The 17,874-nt window shown below is 62.1% G+C and carries 17 protein-coding genes; 8 read left to right on the top strand and 9 right to left on the bottom strand.

Annotated elements, in window-relative coordinates; all coding sequences use genetic code 11:
* Positions 1-5: 5 nt before the first annotated feature.
* The 3 genes from ybeY to miaB form a co-directional block, all read right to left on the bottom strand.
* Entirely contained in the window at positions 6-506 is a 501-nt protein-coding gene (ybeY, locus tag TRP66_RS11010) for an rRNA maturation RNase YbeY (protein ID WP_333401684.1), read from the bottom strand.
* Positions 499-1,497, bottom strand: a complete 999-nt coding sequence (locus TRP66_RS11005; protein ID WP_333401683.1) for a PhoH family protein — start codon at positions 1,495-1,497, stop codon at positions 499-501. The genes ybeY and TRP66_RS11005 overlap by 8 nt, the downstream gene beginning before the upstream one ends.
* A gap of 204 nt (positions 1,498-1,701) precedes the next feature.
* Positions 1,702-3,030, bottom strand: coding sequence for a tRNA (N6-isopentenyl adenosine(37)-C2)-methylthiotransferase MiaB (miaB, locus tag TRP66_RS11000; RefSeq protein WP_333401682.1), 1,329 nt, complete (start codon positions 3,028-3,030; stop codon positions 1,702-1,704).
* Positions 3,031-3,159: 129 nt separating this feature from the next.
* Between miaB and TRP66_RS10995 the strand changes: the two genes are divergently transcribed.
* Complete coding sequence (locus TRP66_RS10995) at positions 3,160-3,486, top strand: DUF1820 family protein (protein WP_333401681.1); 327 nt, start codon at positions 3,160-3,162, stop codon at positions 3,484-3,486.
* Between the two features lie 158 nt (positions 3,487-3,644).
* On the opposite strand, the gene TRP66_RS10990 is transcribed toward TRP66_RS10995, so the two are convergent.
* Positions 3,645-4,193 carry a tetratricopeptide repeat protein gene (locus TRP66_RS10990; RefSeq protein ID WP_333401680.1) on the bottom strand — a complete coding sequence of 183 codons (549 nt, stop codon included), beginning with the start codon at positions 4,191-4,193 and terminating at the stop codon, positions 3,645-3,647.
* 189 nt (positions 4,194-4,382) lie between these two features.
* A complete protein-coding gene (hemL, locus tag TRP66_RS10985; RefSeq protein WP_333401679.1) occupies positions 4,383-5,666 on the bottom strand; it encodes a glutamate-1-semialdehyde 2,1-aminomutase in 1,284 nt (427 codons plus the stop codon).
* Between the two features lie 168 nt (positions 5,667-5,834).
* On the opposite strand from hemL, the gene TRP66_RS10980 reads away from it, so the two are divergent.
* The gene (locus tag TRP66_RS10980) at positions 5,835-7,283 is read left to right on the top strand and encodes an AlkA N-terminal domain-containing protein (RefSeq protein WP_333401678.1); all 1,449 of its coding nucleotides are present in this window, start codon (positions 5,835-5,837) and stop codon (positions 7,281-7,283) included.
* Positions 7,280-7,792 carry a methylated-DNA--[protein]-cysteine S-methyltransferase gene (locus TRP66_RS10975; RefSeq protein WP_333401677.1) on the top strand — a complete coding sequence of 171 codons (513 nt, stop codon included), beginning with the start codon at positions 7,280-7,282 and terminating at the stop codon, positions 7,790-7,792. Before TRP66_RS10980 ends, TRP66_RS10975 begins: the two co-directional genes overlap by 4 nt.
* 133 nt (positions 7,793-7,925) lie before the next feature.
* Here TRP66_RS10975 and thiE read toward each other — a convergent pair whose 3' ends face one another.
* Together thiE and TRP66_RS10965 are read right to left on the bottom strand one after the other, a co-directional pair.
* Positions 7,926-8,549 (bottom strand): thiamine phosphate synthase, encoded by a 624-nt coding sequence (gene thiE, locus TRP66_RS10970; protein ID WP_333401676.1) that lies wholly within the window; start codon positions 8,547-8,549, stop codon positions 7,926-7,928.
* A 24-nt stretch (positions 8,550-8,573) separates the two neighbouring features.
* Positions 8,574-9,371, bottom strand: coding sequence for a hydroxymethylpyrimidine/phosphomethylpyrimidine kinase (locus TRP66_RS10965; RefSeq protein WP_333401675.1), 798 nt, complete (start codon positions 9,369-9,371; stop codon positions 8,574-8,576).
* 333 nt (positions 9,372-9,704) lie between these two features.
* On the opposite strand from TRP66_RS10965, the gene TRP66_RS10960 reads away from it, so the two are divergent.
* From TRP66_RS10960 to TRP66_RS10945, 4 genes are all read left to right on the top strand, one after another.
* Positions 9,705-11,699 carry a sensor histidine kinase gene (locus TRP66_RS10960; RefSeq protein ID WP_333401674.1) on the top strand — a complete coding sequence of 665 codons (1,995 nt, stop codon included), beginning with the start codon at positions 9,705-9,707 and terminating at the stop codon, positions 11,697-11,699.
* 91 nt (positions 11,700-11,790) lie between these two features.
* Positions 11,791-13,449 (top strand): acyl-CoA dehydrogenase family protein, encoded by a 1,659-nt coding sequence (locus TRP66_RS10955; protein ID WP_333401673.1) that lies wholly within the window; start codon positions 11,791-11,793, stop codon positions 13,447-13,449.
* Positions 13,450-13,502: 53 nt separating this feature from the next.
* Positions 13,503-14,966 carry an AMP nucleosidase gene (amn, locus tag TRP66_RS10950; protein ID WP_333401672.1) on the top strand — a complete coding sequence of 488 codons (1,464 nt, stop codon included), beginning with the start codon at positions 13,503-13,505 and terminating at the stop codon, positions 14,964-14,966.
* A 68-nt stretch (positions 14,967-15,034) separates the two neighbouring features.
* Positions 15,035-15,667, top strand: coding sequence for a pseudouridine synthase (locus TRP66_RS10945; protein ID WP_333401671.1), 633 nt, complete (start codon positions 15,035-15,037; stop codon positions 15,665-15,667).
* A gap of 6 nt (positions 15,668-15,673) precedes the next feature.
* Here the strand turns inward: TRP66_RS10945 and TRP66_RS10940 are convergent, their stop codons facing one another.
* On the bottom strand, positions 15,674-15,880 hold the full coding sequence (locus tag TRP66_RS10940; protein WP_333401670.1) for a DUF2788 domain-containing protein: 207 nt from the start codon (positions 15,878-15,880) through the stop codon (positions 15,674-15,676).
* Between the two features lie 27 nt (positions 15,881-15,907).
* Entirely contained in the window at positions 15,908-16,387 is a 480-nt protein-coding gene (locus TRP66_RS10935; protein WP_333401669.1) for an Lrp/AsnC family transcriptional regulator, read from the bottom strand.
* Between the two features lie 397 nt (positions 16,388-16,784).
* Between TRP66_RS10935 and TRP66_RS10930 the strand changes: the two genes are divergently transcribed.
* Complete coding sequence (locus TRP66_RS10930) at positions 16,785-17,870, top strand: DUF6515 family protein (protein WP_333401668.1); 1,086 nt, start codon at positions 16,785-16,787, stop codon at positions 17,868-17,870.
* Positions 17,871-17,874: the final 4 nt, after the last annotated feature.

Genomic DNA, 17,874 nt, shown 5'->3' with positions numbered 1-17,874 from the left:
AGCCCTTACTCGTGTTCCTTGCTCGGTGTTTCTGAATGGGGGTGGTCGGCGCTTTCGTCGTCGGCATAGGGATCGGGAAAGCCCAGTTCGCCAAGCAACGTTCGTTCCAGTGCTTCCATCTCCTCGGCTTCCTCATCCTCGATATGGTCATAGCCCAGAAGATGAAGGCAACCGTGGATAACCAGATGCGCCCAGTGTGCCTCGACGGCCTTGCCCTGTTCCCGCGCCTCGCGATCGACGACCGGGACACAGATCACCAGGTCGCCCAGCAGCGGAATGTCCAGCATGTCGTCGGGCACATCGGCCGGGAAGGACAACACGTTGGTGGCGTAATCCTTGTGCCGCCAGGTGTGGTTGAGCTCGCGGCCTTCGGCTTCGTCCACCAGACGGATGGTCAGCTCCGAATCGGCGCTGCGCTGGCGAAGGCCCATTTCACACCAGAGGCGGAACTGGGCTTCGCTTGGGGCAGGGGTCTGACTCGCTCTCTGCAGGTCCAGCTCAAGCATCGCGTTTGCCCGACGGGTTGTCGCTGAAACGGTCGTCGAAACGCTCATAGGCCTCGACGATGCGCTGCACCAGCGGGTGGCGAACGACGTCCTTGGGCTTGAAGTGGGTAAAGCTGATGCCCGGCACATCCTTGAGTACATCGATGACGTGGGTCAGCCCGGACTTGGTGCCCTTGGGCAGGTCGACCTGAGTGATGTCACCGGTAATCACGGCGGTGGAGCCAAAGCCGATACGGGTCAGGAACATTTTCATCTGCTCGACGGTGGTGTTCTGACTCTCGTCGAGAATGATGAAGCTGTTATTAAGGGTGCGTCCGCGCATGTAGGCCAGCGGAGCCACCTCGATCACCTGCTTCTCGATCAGCTTGGCGACGTGCTCGAAGCCCAGCATCTCGTACAGCGCGTCGTACAGCGGGCGCAGGTACGGGTCGATCTTCTGGGTCAGGTCGCCGGGCAGGAAGCCGAGCTTTTCACCCGCTTCGACTGCCGGACGCACCAGTAGGATGCGGCGGATCTGCTCGCGCTCCAGGGCGTCCACGGCACAGGCGACGGCCAGATAGGTCTTGCCGGTACCGGCGGGGCCGATGCCGAAGTTGATGTCGTTGCCGAGGATTTCCTTGACGTAGCGCTGCTGATTCAGGCCGCGCGGGCGAATCATGCCTTTACGGGTACGCAGGGAAACGCCGACTTCGGCAGCGGGATGGTTGTCCAGCCCTTCGACGCCTGATTCCTGAAGGAACAGGTGCACCATGTCTGGCGTCAGGTCGGTACTCTGGGTTTCCCGATACAGACGACGCAGCAGGTTCTCGGCCGAAGTGGTGCTTTTGGGCTCGCCGATGAGCTCGAACTGATTTCCGCGATTGCGGATCTCGATGTTCAGGCGCTTCTCGATCAAGCGCAGGTGCTCGTCGAGTTGGCCGCACAAGTTGGCGAAGCGATGGGCCTCGAAGGGTTCGAGGGTGAAACGATGAGGTTCTATGGTTGCGTTCAAGGTCGTTTTGTAGCCATCCGACGGCAAATGAGGTGAGTCAGAGAATACTCCTGGCGATGACGACGCGAAAGGGCTCAGGTGTAAATGGCTACCAGTGGTATCGCCGGATCTGTAATGGATGGCTGATCGCCAGCAAGCTGGCTCCTACGGAAGGTATGCGCCTGTAGGAGCCAGCTTGCTGGCGATAGATTTGGCATTCACCGCTTACTGCAATAACGACCCACGCAATGAATGCGGCTGCGCATCGTCGATATGCACGTCAACGAACTGGCCGATCATCTTCGGATCGTGGCAGCGGAAATTGACGATCCGGTTGTTTTCGGTGCGACCCTGCAGTTCGCCGGGGTCTTTCTTGGAATAGTCGGTGACCAGAATGCGCTGGATGCTGCCGACCATCTGCCGGCTGATCTCGAAGCCCTGCTGGTTGAGGCGATGTTGCAATGCCGCCAGACGCTCTTTTTTCAGGCTTTCCGGCGTGTCGTCCTTGAGGTCCGCCGCCGGCGTGCCGGGGCGCGGGCTGTAGACGAACGAGAACGAGAAGTCGAAGCCCACGTCCTGCACCAGCTTCATGGTGTCGTTGAAATCCTTTTCGGTTTCGCCCGGGAAGCCGACGATGAAGTCGGAGCTGATGCTGATACCGGGCACCGCTGCCTTGAGCTTGCGCAGGCGTGACTTGTACTCGAGGGTGGTGTGGTTGCGTTTCATCGCCGCCAGAATCCGGTCCGACCCCGATTGAACCGGCAGATGCAGATGCTTGACCAGCTCCGGGACCTCCGCATGCGCCTGGATCAGGCTGTCGGAGAACTCCAGTGGGTGCGAAGTGGTATAGCGAATGCGGTCGATGCCATCCACGGCCGCGACGACCCGGATCAGGTCCGCCAGATCGGCAACGCCGCCTTCGGATGTGGTGCCGCGATAGCCATTGACGTTCTGCCCCAGCAAGGTGACTTCACGGACACCGTTGTCGGCCAGGTGGATGATTTCACTCAATACGTCCTCGAACGGACGGCTGACCTCTTCGCCACGGGTGTAGGGTACGACACAGAACGTGCAGTATTTGCTGCAGCCTTCCATGACCGACACGTAAGCGCTGGGGCCATCGATGCGTGGCTCGGGCAGATGGTCGAACTTTTCGATTTCCGGGAAGGACACGTCCACCTGCGGCTGGCGCGTCACGCGGGCCACGTCGATCATTTCCGGCAGGCGGTGCAGAGTCTGCGGGCCGAATACCACATCGACGTAGGGCGCGCGATCACGAATGGCGGCGCCTTCCTGGCTGGCGACGCAACCGCCGACGGCAATGACCATGTCCGGATTGGCGAGCTTGAGTTCGCGCCAGCGGCCCAGCTGCGAATAAACGCGATCCTGAGCCCGTTCACGAATAGAACAGGTGTTGAGCAGGATGACGTCGGCGTCTTCCGCGCGGGCAGTGACCTCCAAGGCCTGATGTTCGCCCAGCAGGTCGACCATGCGCGAGCTGTCGTACTCGTTCATCTGGCAACCGTGGGTTTCGATATAGAGCTTCTTGGCCATGCGGGATCATCAGCGGATACAAAGGACCGCGCATTATAGGGACGAAGCGCCCGGCTTCCTAGCGTTGGCTGTCCGGCGGGCATGCTATAGTGCGCGCCCTTTTTTCTGTCCGATCCTTATCCGCCCGTCATGACCAAACGCGAAGCTCCAATCTACAAGGTGATTTTTCTCAACCAAGGCCAGGTTTTCGAAATGTACGCCAAGCAGATCTACCAGAGCGATCTCTGGGGATTTCTGGAGGTGGAAGAATTCGTCTTCGGCGAGCGCACGACCGTGGTGGTGGACCCGAGCGAGGAAAAGCTCAAGGCGCAGTTCGAAGGCGTGGTGCGCAGTTTCGTGCCGATGCATTCGATCGTGCGTATCGATGAGGTCGAACGCATGGGCACGCCCAAGATCAGCGAAGCCCGCGGCACCGGCAACGTGATGCCGTTTCCCATGCCGATGCCGGAGAAGTAAGCGCGTTCACAGGGATCCTGTGGGAGGTACCTTGGTCGCGACAGGGTATTACGCGGTCCGACGGATAGACCGCGTCGTCTGCGTCGCCAGCAAGCTGCCTCCCACAATGATCGCATTCGCAATCCTCGATGGATCGCACAACTCAAGGGCGCCTGTATTCAGGGCAGCGGCGAAAAAGGCGTACGGCCTTCAGCCGTCTGCAACTCCAGCAGATATTTGCGGAAAATCTGTCCGAGCACCTGAGTGGCGACTTCCAGCTCGTCGCGGCGCATCTTCGCCGAGACTTCGTCAGCCGCGTCGAGCGCTTCTTCCGAGCCGTTGACCGCGGCCATCTTCAGCACGATGTAGGCCTGAATATTGTTGGCCCGCACGCCTTCGCCCCGGCTGAACATCAGGCCCAACTGGTACTGCGCCTGAGCATGTCCCTGAAGCGAAGCCTGCTCGAAATAACTCAGCGCCTGCGCCAGATCACGTTCGCCGCTCGTGCCCTGGTAATAGAACTCGCCCAGCTCGTATTGCGCCTGCGCGTCGCCGGCCTGCGCAGCCTGCTGGCACGTGCTGAGGGCCGCGGCCAGGTTCTCCGGCTGCGTATTGAGCGTGCAACGACCCACCGCTGGGATTAACAACGAGTTGCCGCCCGCATTCGCCAGCAGGGGAGAGATAAGCAACAGGCAGCCCAATGCAAGGGTGCGGCCGGTGCGGTTCATGGGAGTCGACTTACCTCTGAAAAGGTGCGGATGTGCCCGTCCAGCGAAACGGGCTGGCTGCGCATTATGAAATAAGCGAGGCCAACCTTACAAAGTCTTTACGGATTTTCTGCTGCGCGGCCTTGAAAAAGCCCTTGTTTGCGGGGTCGAAGCCCGCGGGCCATCGCTGGTCCGCGGACAGCGCCCAGGTCACTTCAGGGCAGCGAAAGCTTTTTCAGCCGCGTCCAGCGTCAGCTTCAGCTCGGCATCGCCATGGGCGATGGAGGTAAAGCCTGCCTCGAACGCACTCGGCGCCAGATACACGCCGCCTTCGAGCATCAGATGGAAGAAGCGCTTGAAGCGTTCCGCGTCGCTGGTCATGACGTCCTGGAAGGTCACGATCGACTTGGCTTCGCTGAAGTACAGTCCGAACATGCCGCCGGCCTGGGTGGTCACGAACGGGATGCCCGCAGCATCGGCGCGCTCCTTGAGACCCTTGAGCAGGCGGGTGGTAAAGGAAGTCAACTCGTCGTGGAAGCCGGGACGGCTGATCAGACGCAGAGTGGTGAGGCCCGCCGCCATTGCCAGCGGGTTGCCCGACAAGGTGCCGGCCTGATAGACGGGGCCGAGCGGAGCGATGTGCGACATGATTTCCCGCTTGCCGCCGAAGCAGCCGACCGGCATGCCGCCGCCGATGATCTTGCCGAAGGTGCTCAGGTCGGGCGTGACGCCGTAGTAGGCCTGGGCGCCGCCCAGAGCCACGCGGAAACCGGTCATGACTTCGTCGAAGATCAGCACCACGCCGTGCTCGTCACACAGTGCGCGCAGACCTTGCAGATAACCGGGCGCCGGAGGCACGCAGTTCATGTTGCCCGCCACCGGCTCGACGATGATGCAGGCCACTTCCTTGCCGACTTCGGCCAGCAGAGCACGGACGGCTTCCAGGTCGTTGAACGGAACGGTCAGGGTGTGCTTGGCGAACGCCGCCGGAACGCCGGGCGAGCTGGGTACGCCCAGGGTCAGCGCGCCGGAACCGGCCTTGACCAGCAGGCTGTCGGAGTGACCGTGGTAGCAGCCTTCGAACTTGATGATGCTGTCCCGGCCGGTGTAGCCACGCGCGAGACGGATGGCGCTCATGGTCGCCTCGGTTCCGGAGCTGACCATGCGCACCATCTCCATCGACGGCACCAGCGAGCAGACCAGATCGGCCATCTGGGTTTCCATCGCCGTTGGCGCGCCGTAGGAAAGACCGTGCTCCAGCTGGCTGCGCACTGCGTCGAGCACCTCGGGATGGCTGTGGCCGAGAATCATCGGCCCCCAGGAACCCACGTAGTCGACGTAGCGTTTGTCGTCCTCGTCTGTCACGTAGGCGCCGGCTGCGTGCTTGAAGAACAGCGGTGTGCCGCCCACGCTCTTGAAAGCGCGAACCGGCGAGTTGACGCCACCGGGGATGTGTTTCTGGGCGTTGGCGAACAGTGTTTCGGAACGGGACATGATCGGGTCTCTGCTGTGCAACGGTAAGTCGTGGCCGCGTCTGGCGCGGCGTGTCGCGGGCGCGGAATGGCGCAGGGTTCCGCACTATAGCAAAAGCCGTCCGCTCGCCGGATGTACATGTCCGAATTCGGCCAGACTTTTGCCCGGGCCTGGAATAGAGTCTGTTCCATGAACACTCTCGATCCGCATATCTGCTACACGGCCTTTGTCGCCCGGGACCGCCGTTTCGACGGCTGGTTCTTCATGGGTGTCTCGTCCACCGGCATCTACTGTCGTCCGGTGTGCCCGGTGCGTGCGCCACTGGCCCGTCATTGCAGTTTCTATCGCTCAGCCGCAGCGGCCGAACGCGCCGGTTTCAGACCGTGCCTGCGCTGCCGGCCGGAACTGGCGCCGGGTAATGGCCTGCTGGACATGTCCAGCCGCCTGGCCCAGGCCGCGGCGCGGCTGCTCGAGGAAGGTTTCCTGAACGGTCGCAGTCTCGATGATCTGGCCGAGCGGGTCGGCGTCACGTCCCGGCATCTGCGGCGCATTTTCGAGGCCGAGTTCGGCGTGACCATGATCGAGTTCGCCCAGACCCAGCGGCTGCTGATTGCCAAACGCTTGCTGACCGACACCGGGCTGTCGATGGCCGAAGTCGCGCTGGCTGCTGGATTCGGCAGCGTCAGGCGCTTCAATGACCTGTTCCAGACCCGCTACGGCCTCAATCCGCTGCGTTTGCGCAAGGCCGCCCATGTGCCCGGAGCCGCGACCCTGCGTTTCGAGCTGGCTTATCGGCCGCCATTTTCATGGAGCGGTGTACTGGAGTTCCTCGCCCATCGCTGCATACAGGGCGTGGAAGCCGTCAGCGAGGACAGCTATTGGCGCGTCATCGAGCTGGAGCACGGCGAGCGCCGGCTGTGTGGCTGGATCCGGGTGAACCATGTTCCGCAACGCCATGCGCTTGCAGTCACGGTTTCATCTTCGCTGCAACCGGCCATCGCACAGGTTCTCGCGCGGGTACGGCGGGTGTTCGATACCGGCTGCCGACCGGATCTGGTTGACGAGCACCTTGGCCCGCTGATCGGCGACCTGCCGGGGATGCGCGTCCCGGGCGCTTTCGACGGCTTCGAGATCGCCGTACGCGCGGTGGCCGGGCAACAGATATCGGTCAGCAATGCCCGCGCGATTCTCGGCCGGATCGCGGCCCGGTTCGGTACTGCGGTCGAGGACGCGCCCGCAGGGCTGCGGCATGCGTTTCCCGATGCGCGAACGGTTGCCGGGCTGGACCGGGAACAGATGGTCGGCACGGGACTGATCGGCATTCGCGCCGAGGCGATTCTGGCCATCGCCCGCGAGGTCGCCGCCCGGCGCATCGTCCTCGAACCGCTGGTGCCGCTGGACGAAACCCTGGCGGCGTTGCGGCATATTCGCGGAGTAGGCGAGTGGACCGTGCAATACATCGCAATGCGGGCGCTGGGCTGGCCTAATGCGTTTCCGGAAGGCGATGCGGTGCTGAAAAAACATCTGGGTTTCACCACGGCCGCGCAGCTCAATGAGCATGCCGGTCAATGGGCGCCATGGCGGGCCTACGCCACGGTGCACGTCTGGCGCCAACGAGAACAGGAGGCACGCACATGATTCAGGGTTATCTGATTTCCAGCCCATTGGGCGATATGGCTTTGTGTGCCGAGGATGATGCACTGACCGGCGTGTTTTTTGTCGGCCAGAAACATTATCCGGCGTTGACCCTGATGCCCGATGACCATGCGGTGCCCAACGTGATTCGCCAGGCGCAGGAACAACTGACCGAGTTCTTCAACGGCGAGCGGCGTGAATTCGACGTGCCGCTGCGGCCGCGTGGTACGCCGTTTCAAGAGCAGGTCTGGCGGGAACTGGCGCGTATTCCCTATGGCGAGGTCGTGTCCTACGGGACGATGGCGCGTAACTTGGGGTTGAGCGCCGGTCACTCCAGGGCAGTCGGCATGGCCAACGGCCGTAACCCGATCTGCATTCTCTTGCCTTGCCACCGGGTCATCGGCGCAAGTGGCGGCCTGACCGGATACGCCGGCGGCATGGAGCGCAAGCTGGCCCTGCTGAAACTGGAAAACGCCATCGGCGTGCCAGAGCTGGCATTGAGTCTGGGGTAAAGAAGAGGGGGCCTCGTCGCGAGCAAGCTCCCTCCCACAAATATCCGCTCCAGATTCACCTCTTCCGTTCATCTGGAACGCGGGTTGTGGGAGGGAGCTTGCTCGCGACCGGTGCAGCGCCGTCCGTGAGACCTCAGATATTCAACAACGCATTGAACGCCCTGGCGCGGCGGGTCACCTCGGCTGCGGTCTCGACACCGAACAGGCCGTGTACCACGGCAAGCAGGTCGGCACCGTGTTCCACCAATGGCGGGGCATTCTCCACGGTGATCCCGCCGATTACCGCGATCGGCAGATTCACGCTGGCGCGAACCTGGTTCAGCAGATCCAGCGGCACGGCCGGCGCATCCGGTTTGGTGTGAGAGGTGAAGAACCGCCCGAACGCCACGTAAGTGGCTCCGTCGGCCTTGGCCTTGCGAGCCAGCTCCAGACTTCCGTGGCAGGTGGCGCCGACGACCGCGCGGTGGCCGAGCAAGGCTCGCGCATCGGGCAGTGAGCCGTCGGTCTGGCCCAGGTGCACGCCAACTCCCAGGCGCGCCGCGAGTTCGGCATCGTCATTGATGATCAGTCGGGTCTTATAGCGCTCGCACAGTTTGAGCAGCTCGCTGGCCTCGCGCAGGCGTCTGGCCTCGTCGCCGCTCTTGTCGCGATATTGCAGCAGGGTTACGCCGCCATCGAGGGCTGCTTCGACGTAAGACAGAAACCGGCCGGCCAGGAGCTGGCCGTCGGTGATGGCGTACAGGCCACGTAGTTTCATGATGCAGATCTCGATGGCATATCGTTACGAGCAGAAATCCAGTGGCAGGCGACGCGGAACGAACTGACCTTTGCCGAGTTGCTCGGCATCGCGCAACGTGCGCCAGGTGTAATCGAGTGCTGTCTTGACCGCGCTGACCAGTTCTTCCCCTTGAGCCAGACGGCCGGCCAGGGCGCTTGCCAGCGTGCAGCCGGAGCCGTGGTAACTGCCCGGCAGGCGCTGGCAGGTAAAAGTGTGGGTCTGGCCGCCACGCAGGTAGAGCCGGTTGTGGATATCTTCTTCTTCGCCATGCCCGCCGGTGATCAGCAAGTGCTCGCAGAACGGCAAAAGACGTTCGGCACACTGGTCGGCGGTGCCTTCGGGCAGCTCGGCCAGAATCCGCGCTTCAGGCAGGTTCGGCGTAGCGATGGTGCACAGCGGCAGCAGCACCTCGCGCATGGCGTAGCCCACTTCATCCTTGCCCAGTCGTCCGCCGCCGCCCGCGCGCAAGACCGGATCGCACACCATCGGCAGAGCGGGGTTGGCACGCAACAGTTCGGCAACTGTTTCGACCATCTCCAGCGAACCGAGCATGCCGAGTTTGACGGCGGCGACCGGAGAATCCTGGAGCACCGCGTTGGCCTGGGCGAGTACCCATTCGCGATCCAGCACACGGAAGTCCCGGACATCGACGGTGTCCTGGACGGTCAGGGCGGTCACGGCGGGCGCAGCATGGCAGCCCTGAGCGAGCAACGCTTCGATATCGGCCTGCAGGCCGGCACCGCCGCTGGGGTCGTGGCCGGACAGACATAGAACAACTGGGCGAGAGCTATACGTATTCATGGTGCGTGAGCTTATCACTAATCCCTCTCCCGACTGCCCGCGCACGGCGATTTTTCTTACTGCGGTGACGACCTCACGCAGAAGAACCGCGTATATAGCCCATCGTTCCTAAAACCTGCGCAACAGAGCTATCGCGTTGATTTACATTGAAAATGGCTGGCGGCATTTCCCGGCTATGCTTTATTGTTCTGGCGCTCCATGGAGCGGGAATCAAGAGCGGTCCGGAATCACACTGAAGCACCTGTTTTCCAATGACCTGCCTTTTCATGGAATGAAGTCACAGGGCGTCGTCTCCAGTGGAGGGATGACCGCGACGATCACATCGGGGCTTCAATGCGTTACTTGCTGATCATCCTGGCTGCCTGTCTGCCGATCCTGGCCCAGGCCATCGAATTCGACGAACACGTTCGAAGCCTCGCGCTGGGGCGATCGATCGAAGTGTTCGAGGATGTCAACGGCAAGGCGACCATCGAGAGCGTAAGCTCGGCAGCCCATTCCGCAGCCTTCCGCCCCCTGGAAACCGAAACCTTCAACGCCGGCTATTCCGATTCGGTGTTCTGGCTGCGCGGTGAGCTGCTTTATCGGCCGAGCAAGTCGACGGGGCCGATGGACTGGATTCTCGAACTGGCCTACCCGCCGCTGGATCGCGTCGACCTGTATCTGCCTGACGCCGCCGGACAGTCGCGCCTGGCTTGGCGGACCGGCGATACGCTGCCGTTCTCCAGCCGACAGATCAAACAAGCCAATTATCTGTTCGACCTGGATCTGCCGCCCGATCAGCCGGTGACCTTCTATCTGCGCGTTTCCAGTGAGGGAGCGGTGCAGGTCCCGCTCAATCTCTGGTCAAGCAAGGCGTTCATCGAGCGTCAGCCCGCGCAGCTACAGATCATGGGGCTGATCTACGGCGTGCTGCTGGGGATGCTGATCTACAACCTGTTCATCCTGATCAGCGTGCGCGACAGAAGTTATCTGTACTTCATCCTCTACATTGCGACCTTCGGGCTGTATCAGCTCTCGATCAGCGGGACGGCCATCGAATACCTCTGGCCGGACAATCCCTGGTGGGCCAATACCGCCACGCCGTTCTTGATGGGCCTGGCGGTATTGTTCAACAGCCTGTTTTCCCGACGCTTCCTGCAGACGGCTCGATTGGGGCGCTGGCTGGATTTGCTGCTGTCGGTGCTGATGGCCTGCGCGGCGGGGGTAATGCTGGCGGCGCTGACCCTGGGTTACGGCCTTGCGCTGCGCGCCGCTACAGCGCTGGTCCTGGCGTGCACCTGGGTCATGCTCCTGTGCGGCGCCACTGCCGTGGCCAAGGGGGTGCGCAGTGCTCGCTTCTATCTGGTTGGATGGATCGTCTTCTACGTCGGCGCGACCATCAATGCCGTGATGCTGCTGGGGTATCTGCCCAACACCTTCTTTGTGCTGTACGTCGGCCACATGGGCGCGGTGCTGGAAATCGCCTTTCTGACGCTGGCGCTGGCGGACCGCCTCAATCAGGTTCGCGAACAGCAGGCGCAGACCCTGCACGAAGCCGGCAGAAACCTTGAGCAGCTCAATCAGCAACTGGCCGCCAGTAACCGCTACAAGGACGAATTTCTCGCGACGCTCACCCATGAACTGCGTACACCGATGAATGGTGTGATCGGCTCGCTGGAGTTGATGAGCACCGTCGAGATGGACAGCGAGATGAAGATGTACCAGCAGACGGCCGCCAGCTCCGCAAAGGACATGATGGCGATGATCAATGGCATCCTCACCTTGAGTGAATTGCAGGCCGGCGCTCTGTACGCCGAATGCCAGGTGTTCGCTCCGGCAACCTTGCTGGAGCGCCCGCGCTTGCGGTTCGGCGAGACGGCTCGCCTGAAGGGCCTGCGCCTGATGCTGGAGCTGGACGAGAGCGTTCCGCCGTACCTCTTCGGCGATGCGCCGAAACTGTATCAATGCGTCGAATGCCTTGTGGACAACGCCATCAAATTCACGTCAAAAGGGACGGTCAGTCTCCGGCTAAGCGGTTGGCAACAGGACAACGATCGATTCGAGCTGCGGATCGACGTAACGGATACCGGCATCGGCTTCAGCCACTTGGACGAGGCGAGGCTCTATCAACATTTCCATCAGATGGACGCTTCGATGACGCGCGAGCACGGCGGGCTGGGCATCGGTCTGGCGATCTGTCGCAAACTGACCGAGCTGATGGGCGGCACCCTGAGCCACCGATCCAAGCCAGGATCCGGCAGCTGTTTTACCCTCAGCCTGAGCCTCTCGCTCGCCCCGTCCGGAGCGCCACGGATCATGTCGCACGCGCCTTTCCTGCGCGAAACCTGAAGCGCCGACAATTCGGCGTGAATGGCACTTTTTAAAGCGCCGGCCGCGTGCTTCACTGCTGCGAATCTCACTGGCAGGCAGGAGAGTCGTCATGAACATCCCCGACCTGAGCTATCTGGCCGAAACTCACCAGGTGACCAATCAGCCGCCACCGCTCGAAGGCGTCAATCTCTATCGCATCGACCTGCCGTTGCAGGACTGGACCCGGCGTTTCGGCGCGCAATGGGCGGCCACGCGAATCGACGCCTATGGCGCGCTTGCCGGCGGCCCGCTGATGGAAGCCGGCTTTCTCGCCAACCAGAACAAACCGGTGTTCGCCAGCCATGATCGTTACGGCCATCGCATCGACCTGGTCGAATTCCACCCGGCCTATCACCAGTTGATGAGCGCGGCCATAGAACACGGTATCCCGTCGTTGCCCTGGACCGATCCGCAGCCCGGCGCCCATGTCGCTCGCGCGGCCATGAGCTATCTGCACACTCAGGCTGAGCCCGGCACAGGCTGTCCGTTGACCATGACCTTCGCCAGCGTGCCGGCGTTGCGCCTGCAACCGGAACTGGCCGAAACCTGGCTGCCGAAGATTCTTGCGACGCGCTACGACCCACGCAATGTCGGCATCGCCCACAAGCACGGCGCGACCATCGGCATGGCGATGACCGAGAAGCAGGGCGGCACCGATGTGCGCGCTAATACCACCCATGCTTACCCGGTTGGCGCGGGCGGTCCGGGCCAGCCTTACGAACTGGTTGGACACAAATGGTTCTGCTCGGCACCGATGTGCGACGCATTCCTGGTGCTGGCGCAGACCGCCAGGGGGCTGAGCTGTTTTCTGTTGCCCAGACACCGGCCGGATGACACCCGCAACGAGTTCTATATCCAGCGCCTGAAGAACAAGCTGGGCAACTGGTCCAATGCCTCCAGCGAGGTCGAGTTTCGCGGCGCGCTGGCGTGGATGATCGGTGAAGAAGGACGCGGCGTGCCGACCATCATCGAAATGGTCGCCATGACCCGCTTCGATTGCATGGTCGGCTCCAGCGCGCTGATGCGACAGGCTCTCACCCAGGCGACCCATCACTGCGCCCATCGCACGGTTGGCGGGCGAGTGCTGGCCGAGCAACCCCTGATGCAGAACGTGCTGGCCGATCTGGCGCTGGAGAGCGAAGCGGCGCTGGCGCTGACGATGCGCATGGGTCGCGCCCTGGACCATCTCGACGATGCTCATGAAGCACATTTCGCCAGGCTGGTGACAGCGGTTGGCAAATACTGGATCTGCAAACGCGCGCCGGCCATGATCAACGAGGCGGCCGAGTGTCTGGGCGGTGCCGGCTATGTGGAAGACAGCATTCTGCCCCGGCTGTATCGCGAAGCGCCGGTCAACTCCACGTGGGAAGGTTCCGGCAATGTGCAGTGCCTGGACGTGTTGCGGGCATTGTCCAAGGAGCCCGGAATGCTCGACATGCTGTTCGATGAGCTGGGAGACGGCCACGGCAGCCGCCCTCTTGCCGAGCATATCCGGCAGCTCAAGCAGGCGTTTTCGGACACTATGGACATCCAGTATCGGGCGCGACAGCTGACCGAGAACATCGCCTTGGCGCTGCAGGCCAGACTCTTGCTCGAAGCCGGAAACGAGACCGTCAGCGAAGCTTTCATCCGGGGCCGACTGGCGGAACCGGGGCGCGTCTATGGCACCTTGCCGAGCGGCGTCGATGTAGCGGCGCTGGTCGCCCGTGCATCGCCGCAGGTGGCATGAGCACGGGAACCCGTTAGGATGCAGGTCTGCAATATCCAGACAGGACGTAGACCGTGACCCAAGCCTTTGTTGTGGTAGAAACCGCCGAGCAAGCCGTGGAGCGGCTGGCCGAACTGCATGAACGTGCAACCGGCGCCCTGAGCCGGGCGCTCAAGCTGTACCTGAAAGACCGCGTCGAGCCCGACGCCGAACAGCGTGCGCTGTTTCGCTACCCTGAGCTTCGCCTGACCTACAAATGCCATGGCGAAGTGCCGCTGACCACCCGTGCCTACGCCAAGGTGCAATTGCCCGGCACCTACAGCGTCACCATTACCCAGCCGGCGGCGTTCCGCAAATACCTGCTCGAACAGCTGCGCCCGCTGATGAGCGACTTCACCGTTTCGGTATCGGTAGGCGTCAGCGAACAAAATATTCCTTACCCGTACGTGGTCGAGCAGGGCGACGAGCTCGCCGGTTCCGGGGTAACGGCCGCGGCGCTGGCTCGTGTGTTCCCCAGCACCGATCTTTCCGCCGCCACCGATGGCATCGCCGACGGTCTGTACGACTGGGCCAACGTCGATCCTCTGCCGCTGGCGCTGTTCGACGCGACCCGCGTGGACTTTTCCCTGCGTCGCCTGGTGCATTACACCGGCAGCGACTGGCGTCATGTGCAGCCCTGGATTCTGCTGACCAACTATCACCGCTATGTCGACCAGTTCATCCTGCATGGTCTGGAAAAACTGCGTGACGACCCGCGCTTCGTGCGCATGGTCTTGCCGGGTAACGTAGTGGTGGACAAGGGCATGAGCGAGGAAGAGGCGCAGGCGATCGTCGCCGGTGTGGTGTGGCACCGCTACCAGATGCCCGCCTATCACCTGATTGCCGACGACGGTCATGGCGTCACCCTGGTCAATATTGGCGTAGGTCCGTCCAACGCCAAGAACATCACCGACCACCTGGCGGTGCTGCGCCCGCATTGCTGGCTGATGATCGGCCACTGCGGCGGCCTGCGTCAGTCGCAGACCATCGGCGATTACGTGCTGGCCCACGCTTACATGCGCCGCGACGGAATCCTCGACCGCGTATTGCCGCCCCACATTCCGATTCCGGCGCTGGCTGAAGTCCAGCTGGCGTTACAGGAATCGGCGGCGCAGATTACCGGCGAGCGCGGTGAAGAGCTCAAGAAGCGGCTGCGTACCGGTACGGTGCTGACCTATGACGACCGCAACTGGGAACTGCGCTGGGCTCAGGAACGTCCGCTCATCAATTTGTCCCGCGCGGTGGCGGTGGACATGGAGAGTGGCACCATCGCGGCGCAAGGCTACCGCCTGCGGGTGCCCTACGGCACGCTGCTGTGTGTTTCGGACAAACCTTTGCACAGCGAAATCAAGCTGCCGGGCTCGGCCAACGCCTTCTACGAGCGAGCCGTCAGCCAGCATTTGAAGATCGGCATCGCGGCGCTTGATCTGCTGCGCACCGAGCTCAATTCGTTGCACTCGCGCAAGCTGCGCAGCTTCGACGAGCCGCCGTTCCGTTAATAGCGTTTTGGTTTTTCGGAAAGGGCCACTAAAGTGGCTCTTTCCGTTTTCGATCAGCGCAATTTCCCATGCCCCGCATCCAACGTCCTACGTCACGTCGCCCGGTTTCGAGCACCGCAAGCGGCCCGCGCCGTGTCGCCAAGGCACCGCCCGCTGTCCCCAGGCTCATCCTGTTCAACAAACCGTTCGACGTCCTGACCCAGTTCAGCGATGGAGAAGGGCGCGCCACGCTCAAGGACTTCATCGATATCCCCGGCATCTACCCGGCCGGCCGACTGGATCGCGACAGTGAAGGCCTGCTGTTGCTGACCAACGACGGGCAGTTACAGGCGCGCATTGCTGACCCGAAGCACAAGCTGGCCAAGACCTACTGGGTGCAGGTGGAAGGCGAACCGAGCGAAGCGCAGTTGCAGCAGTTGCGTGACGGCGTACAGCTTAACGACGGACCGACACTGCCGGCCCAGGCGCGGCAACTGGAAGAACCGCACCTCTGGCCGCGCAACCCGCCGGTACGCTTCCGCAAGAGCGTGCCCACCAGCTGGCTCGAACTGGTCATCAAGGAGGGTCGCAACCGCCAGGTCCGGCGCATGACCGCGGCCGTGGGCCTGCCGACGCTCAGGCTGGTTCGGGTAAGAATCGGCGAGTGGACGCTGGACGGGCTGGATCAGGGCCAATACCGCGAAGTGCCGGCCAGGTTGTAGGAAGGTTCAGGAGCCGTTTTCGATCCAGGCGATCACCACGCTTTTGATCACGAACGCCATGATCCCCAGGCCCAGCACCAGAAACAGGATCAAGGTGCCGAAACGGCCCGCCCCGGACTTTTTCGCCAGGTCCCAGACAATGAACGCCATGAAGCCGATCAGCACGGTGACCAGAAGGGTCATCATCCATTCCTCGAACAGCACCGGGTCCATCGTTCGCTCCAGTCCGACCTGATTCGCTTAGCTGCGCAGATGAGTCAAGGGTAGTTCAGTGCTGGCCAATACCTGATTGAGCACGAAGCTCGACTTGACGCTGGTCACTCCTTCGATGCGGGTAAGATGCCCCAACAGCAGCTTCTGGTAATGATCCATGTCAGGCACCACGACCTTGAGCTGATAGTCGGCGTCCATTCCTGTCACCAGGCTGCACTCCAGCACCTGCGGCAGGTTGCGGATGTGCTGCTCGAAATTTTCGAAACGCTCCGGTGTATGCCGGTCCATGCCGATCAGCACGTAGGCGGTCAGGTTCAGGCCCAGCTGCTTGCGATCCAGCAGGGCGACCTGCCGGACGATGAAGCCATCGTCTTCCAGCTGTTTGACCCGCCGCGAACAGGGCGAGGGGGACAGGCCGATGCGTTCGGCCAGCTCCTGATTGGAAATGCGCGCGTCGCGTTGCAGTTCCGCCAAAATGCTCAAGTCATATCTGTCGAGCTTGCTCACGTTTTATCCCTTGATAAGTTCGATTGCGCCGAATTATTCATCTGAAGCTAAAAATTGCGCAAGTGGTGTTTTGCTGAGCAATCTTAGCAATCCCTTGCCTGTGTGACAGGCCTATCCTTTTTCACAGAATCACTGCCCGGACATCGCGTCCATTGCGGCTCGCCCAATCAGGTCAGCCGCGGCCTGCCATCCCACAGGGTGGAGAAGGCCCCCGGGCTACATACTGTCCAGAAGACGGCATGAGGTGAGCCGGCGTCAAAAGCGTCGAGCCAGGACGAAGTATCTCAAGGGGGCCATTTGGCCCCCTTTTCTTCGTCTCTGATAAAGTGCGCAGAACGGCATAACGCCATTGCAGTCCTAGATTTTGTACGTCGACACACGCGCTAGCGAGGCAAGCATGAGAACCGGTATCTGGCATCTGACGGGGTTGAGCCTTCTGTGCATGAGCATCAGCGCCCAGGTCCTGGCCGACAGTCAGGCTCCGCGCAGCGAGCCCAATGAAAGCGGGCAGCGTGACATTCGCCAGCAGCTCTACCAGCAACGCAGCGTCGAGCGCCAGCAGCAACAGCAAATCAATCAGCAGCAGCGCGAACAGCAGCGGCAGATCAATCAACAGCAGAATCAGGTGCGCCAGGCCGAGCGCCAGCAACAGCAGCAGATCCAGCAGCAGGAGATGCAGCAGCGCAGCGTCGAGCGTCAGCAGCAACAGCAGATCAACCAGGTCAACCGCGATCAACAGCGGCAGATCCAGCAACAACAGAACCAGCAACGCCAGGTCGAGCGCCAGCAGTTGCGCCAGGCCCAGGATAATCTGCCGATCCAGAGCGGTCCGCGTGAGGCCTGGCAAACCCAGCCTCCGCGTCAGGGCTACTACCGCGATATCCCGCGTGACGATCGCAACTGGCGCCCGAACGACCGCTGGGAAGGGCGGCCCGACGGGCACGGCAACGGCTGGGGTCCCGGACCGCAATATCAGCCGGGTCATCTGTTCGACAGAGTGCCAGGCAACTATTCGCGTATACCCTGGCGCGGGCAGGAATATTTCTATGCGGACGGCTACTGGTATCGGCCGCAGAATGACCGCTACGTCGTAGTGGCGCCTCCCTACGGCGCCCGGGTGCGCAGCCTGCCGTCGTATTCGCGGGAAATATGGGTCGGCAGTTCGTTGCTGTTTCTGGCGGCCGGGACTTACTACACCTATCAGCCCAACACGCAGGAATACGTCGTGGTCACCCCGCCGGCCGAGCAAGCAGTCTACGGCGAGACGAGCCAAGGCAATGGCTACGATCCTGTCGCCTGGCCGCAAAACGGTCAGAGTCCGCAGCAGGTCGAACTTGACCACTATCAATGCTACCGCTGGGCCGCTGACGAAAGTGGCTTCGATCCTGCGACCGTGACCTATCAGCCCGCGCCCCAGGTCGTCGATCAATATCGCCGTTCGATGGGTGCCTGTCTCGTACAACGCGGGTACAGCGTCCAGTAAAGCC

It is taken from the genome of Pseudomonas sp. JDS28PS106 (assembly GCF_036706555.1).
In the GTDB taxonomy this organism is placed as follows: Bacteria; Pseudomonadota; Gammaproteobacteria; order Pseudomonadales; family Pseudomonadaceae; genus Aquipseudomonas.
This window is presented reverse-complemented; position numbering and strand designations above follow the sequence as displayed.

Excerpts from the sequence above, each read along its gene's own strand:
- TRP66_RS10955 (WP_333401673.1), top strand. The coding sequence starts at position 11,791 with ATGAACATCCCCGACCTGAGCTATCTGGCCGAAACTCACCAGGTGACC.
- TRP66_RS10975 (WP_333401677.1), top strand. The coding sequence starts at position 7,280 with ATGATTCAGGGTTATCTGATTTCCAGCCCATTGGGCGATATGGCTTTG.
- TRP66_RS10990 (WP_333401680.1), bottom strand. The coding sequence starts at position 4,193 with ATGAACCGCACCGGCCGCACCCTTGCATTGGGCTGCCTGTTGCTTATC.
- hemL (WP_333401679.1), bottom strand. The coding sequence starts at position 5,666 with ATGTCCCGTTCCGAAACACTGTTCGCCAACGCCCAGAAACACATCCCC.
- TRP66_RS10945 (WP_333401671.1), top strand. The coding sequence starts at position 15,035 with ATGCCCCGCATCCAACGTCCTACGTCACGTCGCCCGGTTTCGAGCACC.
- TRP66_RS10980 (WP_333401678.1), top strand. The coding sequence starts at position 5,835 with ATGAACACTCTCGATCCGCATATCTGCTACACGGCCTTTGTCGCCCGG.
- TRP66_RS10995 (WP_333401681.1), top strand. The coding sequence starts at position 3,160 with ATGACCAAACGCGAAGCTCCAATCTACAAGGTGATTTTTCTCAACCAA.
- miaB (WP_333401682.1), bottom strand. The coding sequence starts at position 3,030 with ATGGCCAAGAAGCTCTATATCGAAACCCACGGTTGCCAGATGAACGAG.
- TRP66_RS10960 (WP_333401674.1), top strand. The coding sequence starts at position 9,705 with ATGCGTTACTTGCTGATCATCCTGGCTGCCTGTCTGCCGATCCTGGCC.
- TRP66_RS10930 (WP_333401668.1), top strand. The coding sequence starts at position 16,785 with ATGAGAACCGGTATCTGGCATCTGACGGGGTTGAGCCTTCTGTGCATG.
- TRP66_RS10965 (WP_333401675.1), bottom strand. The coding sequence starts at position 9,371 with ATGAATACGTATAGCTCTCGCCCAGTTGTTCTATGTCTGTCCGGCCAC.
- TRP66_RS10940 (WP_333401670.1), bottom strand. The coding sequence starts at position 15,880 with ATGGACCCGGTGCTGTTCGAGGAATGGATGATGACCCTTCTGGTCACC.
- thiE (WP_333401676.1), bottom strand. The coding sequence starts at position 8,549 with ATGAAACTACGTGGCCTGTACGCCATCACCGACGGCCAGCTCCTGGCC.
- ybeY (WP_333401684.1), bottom strand. The coding sequence starts at position 506 with ATGCTTGAGCTGGACCTGCAGAGAGCGAGTCAGACCCCTGCCCCAAGC.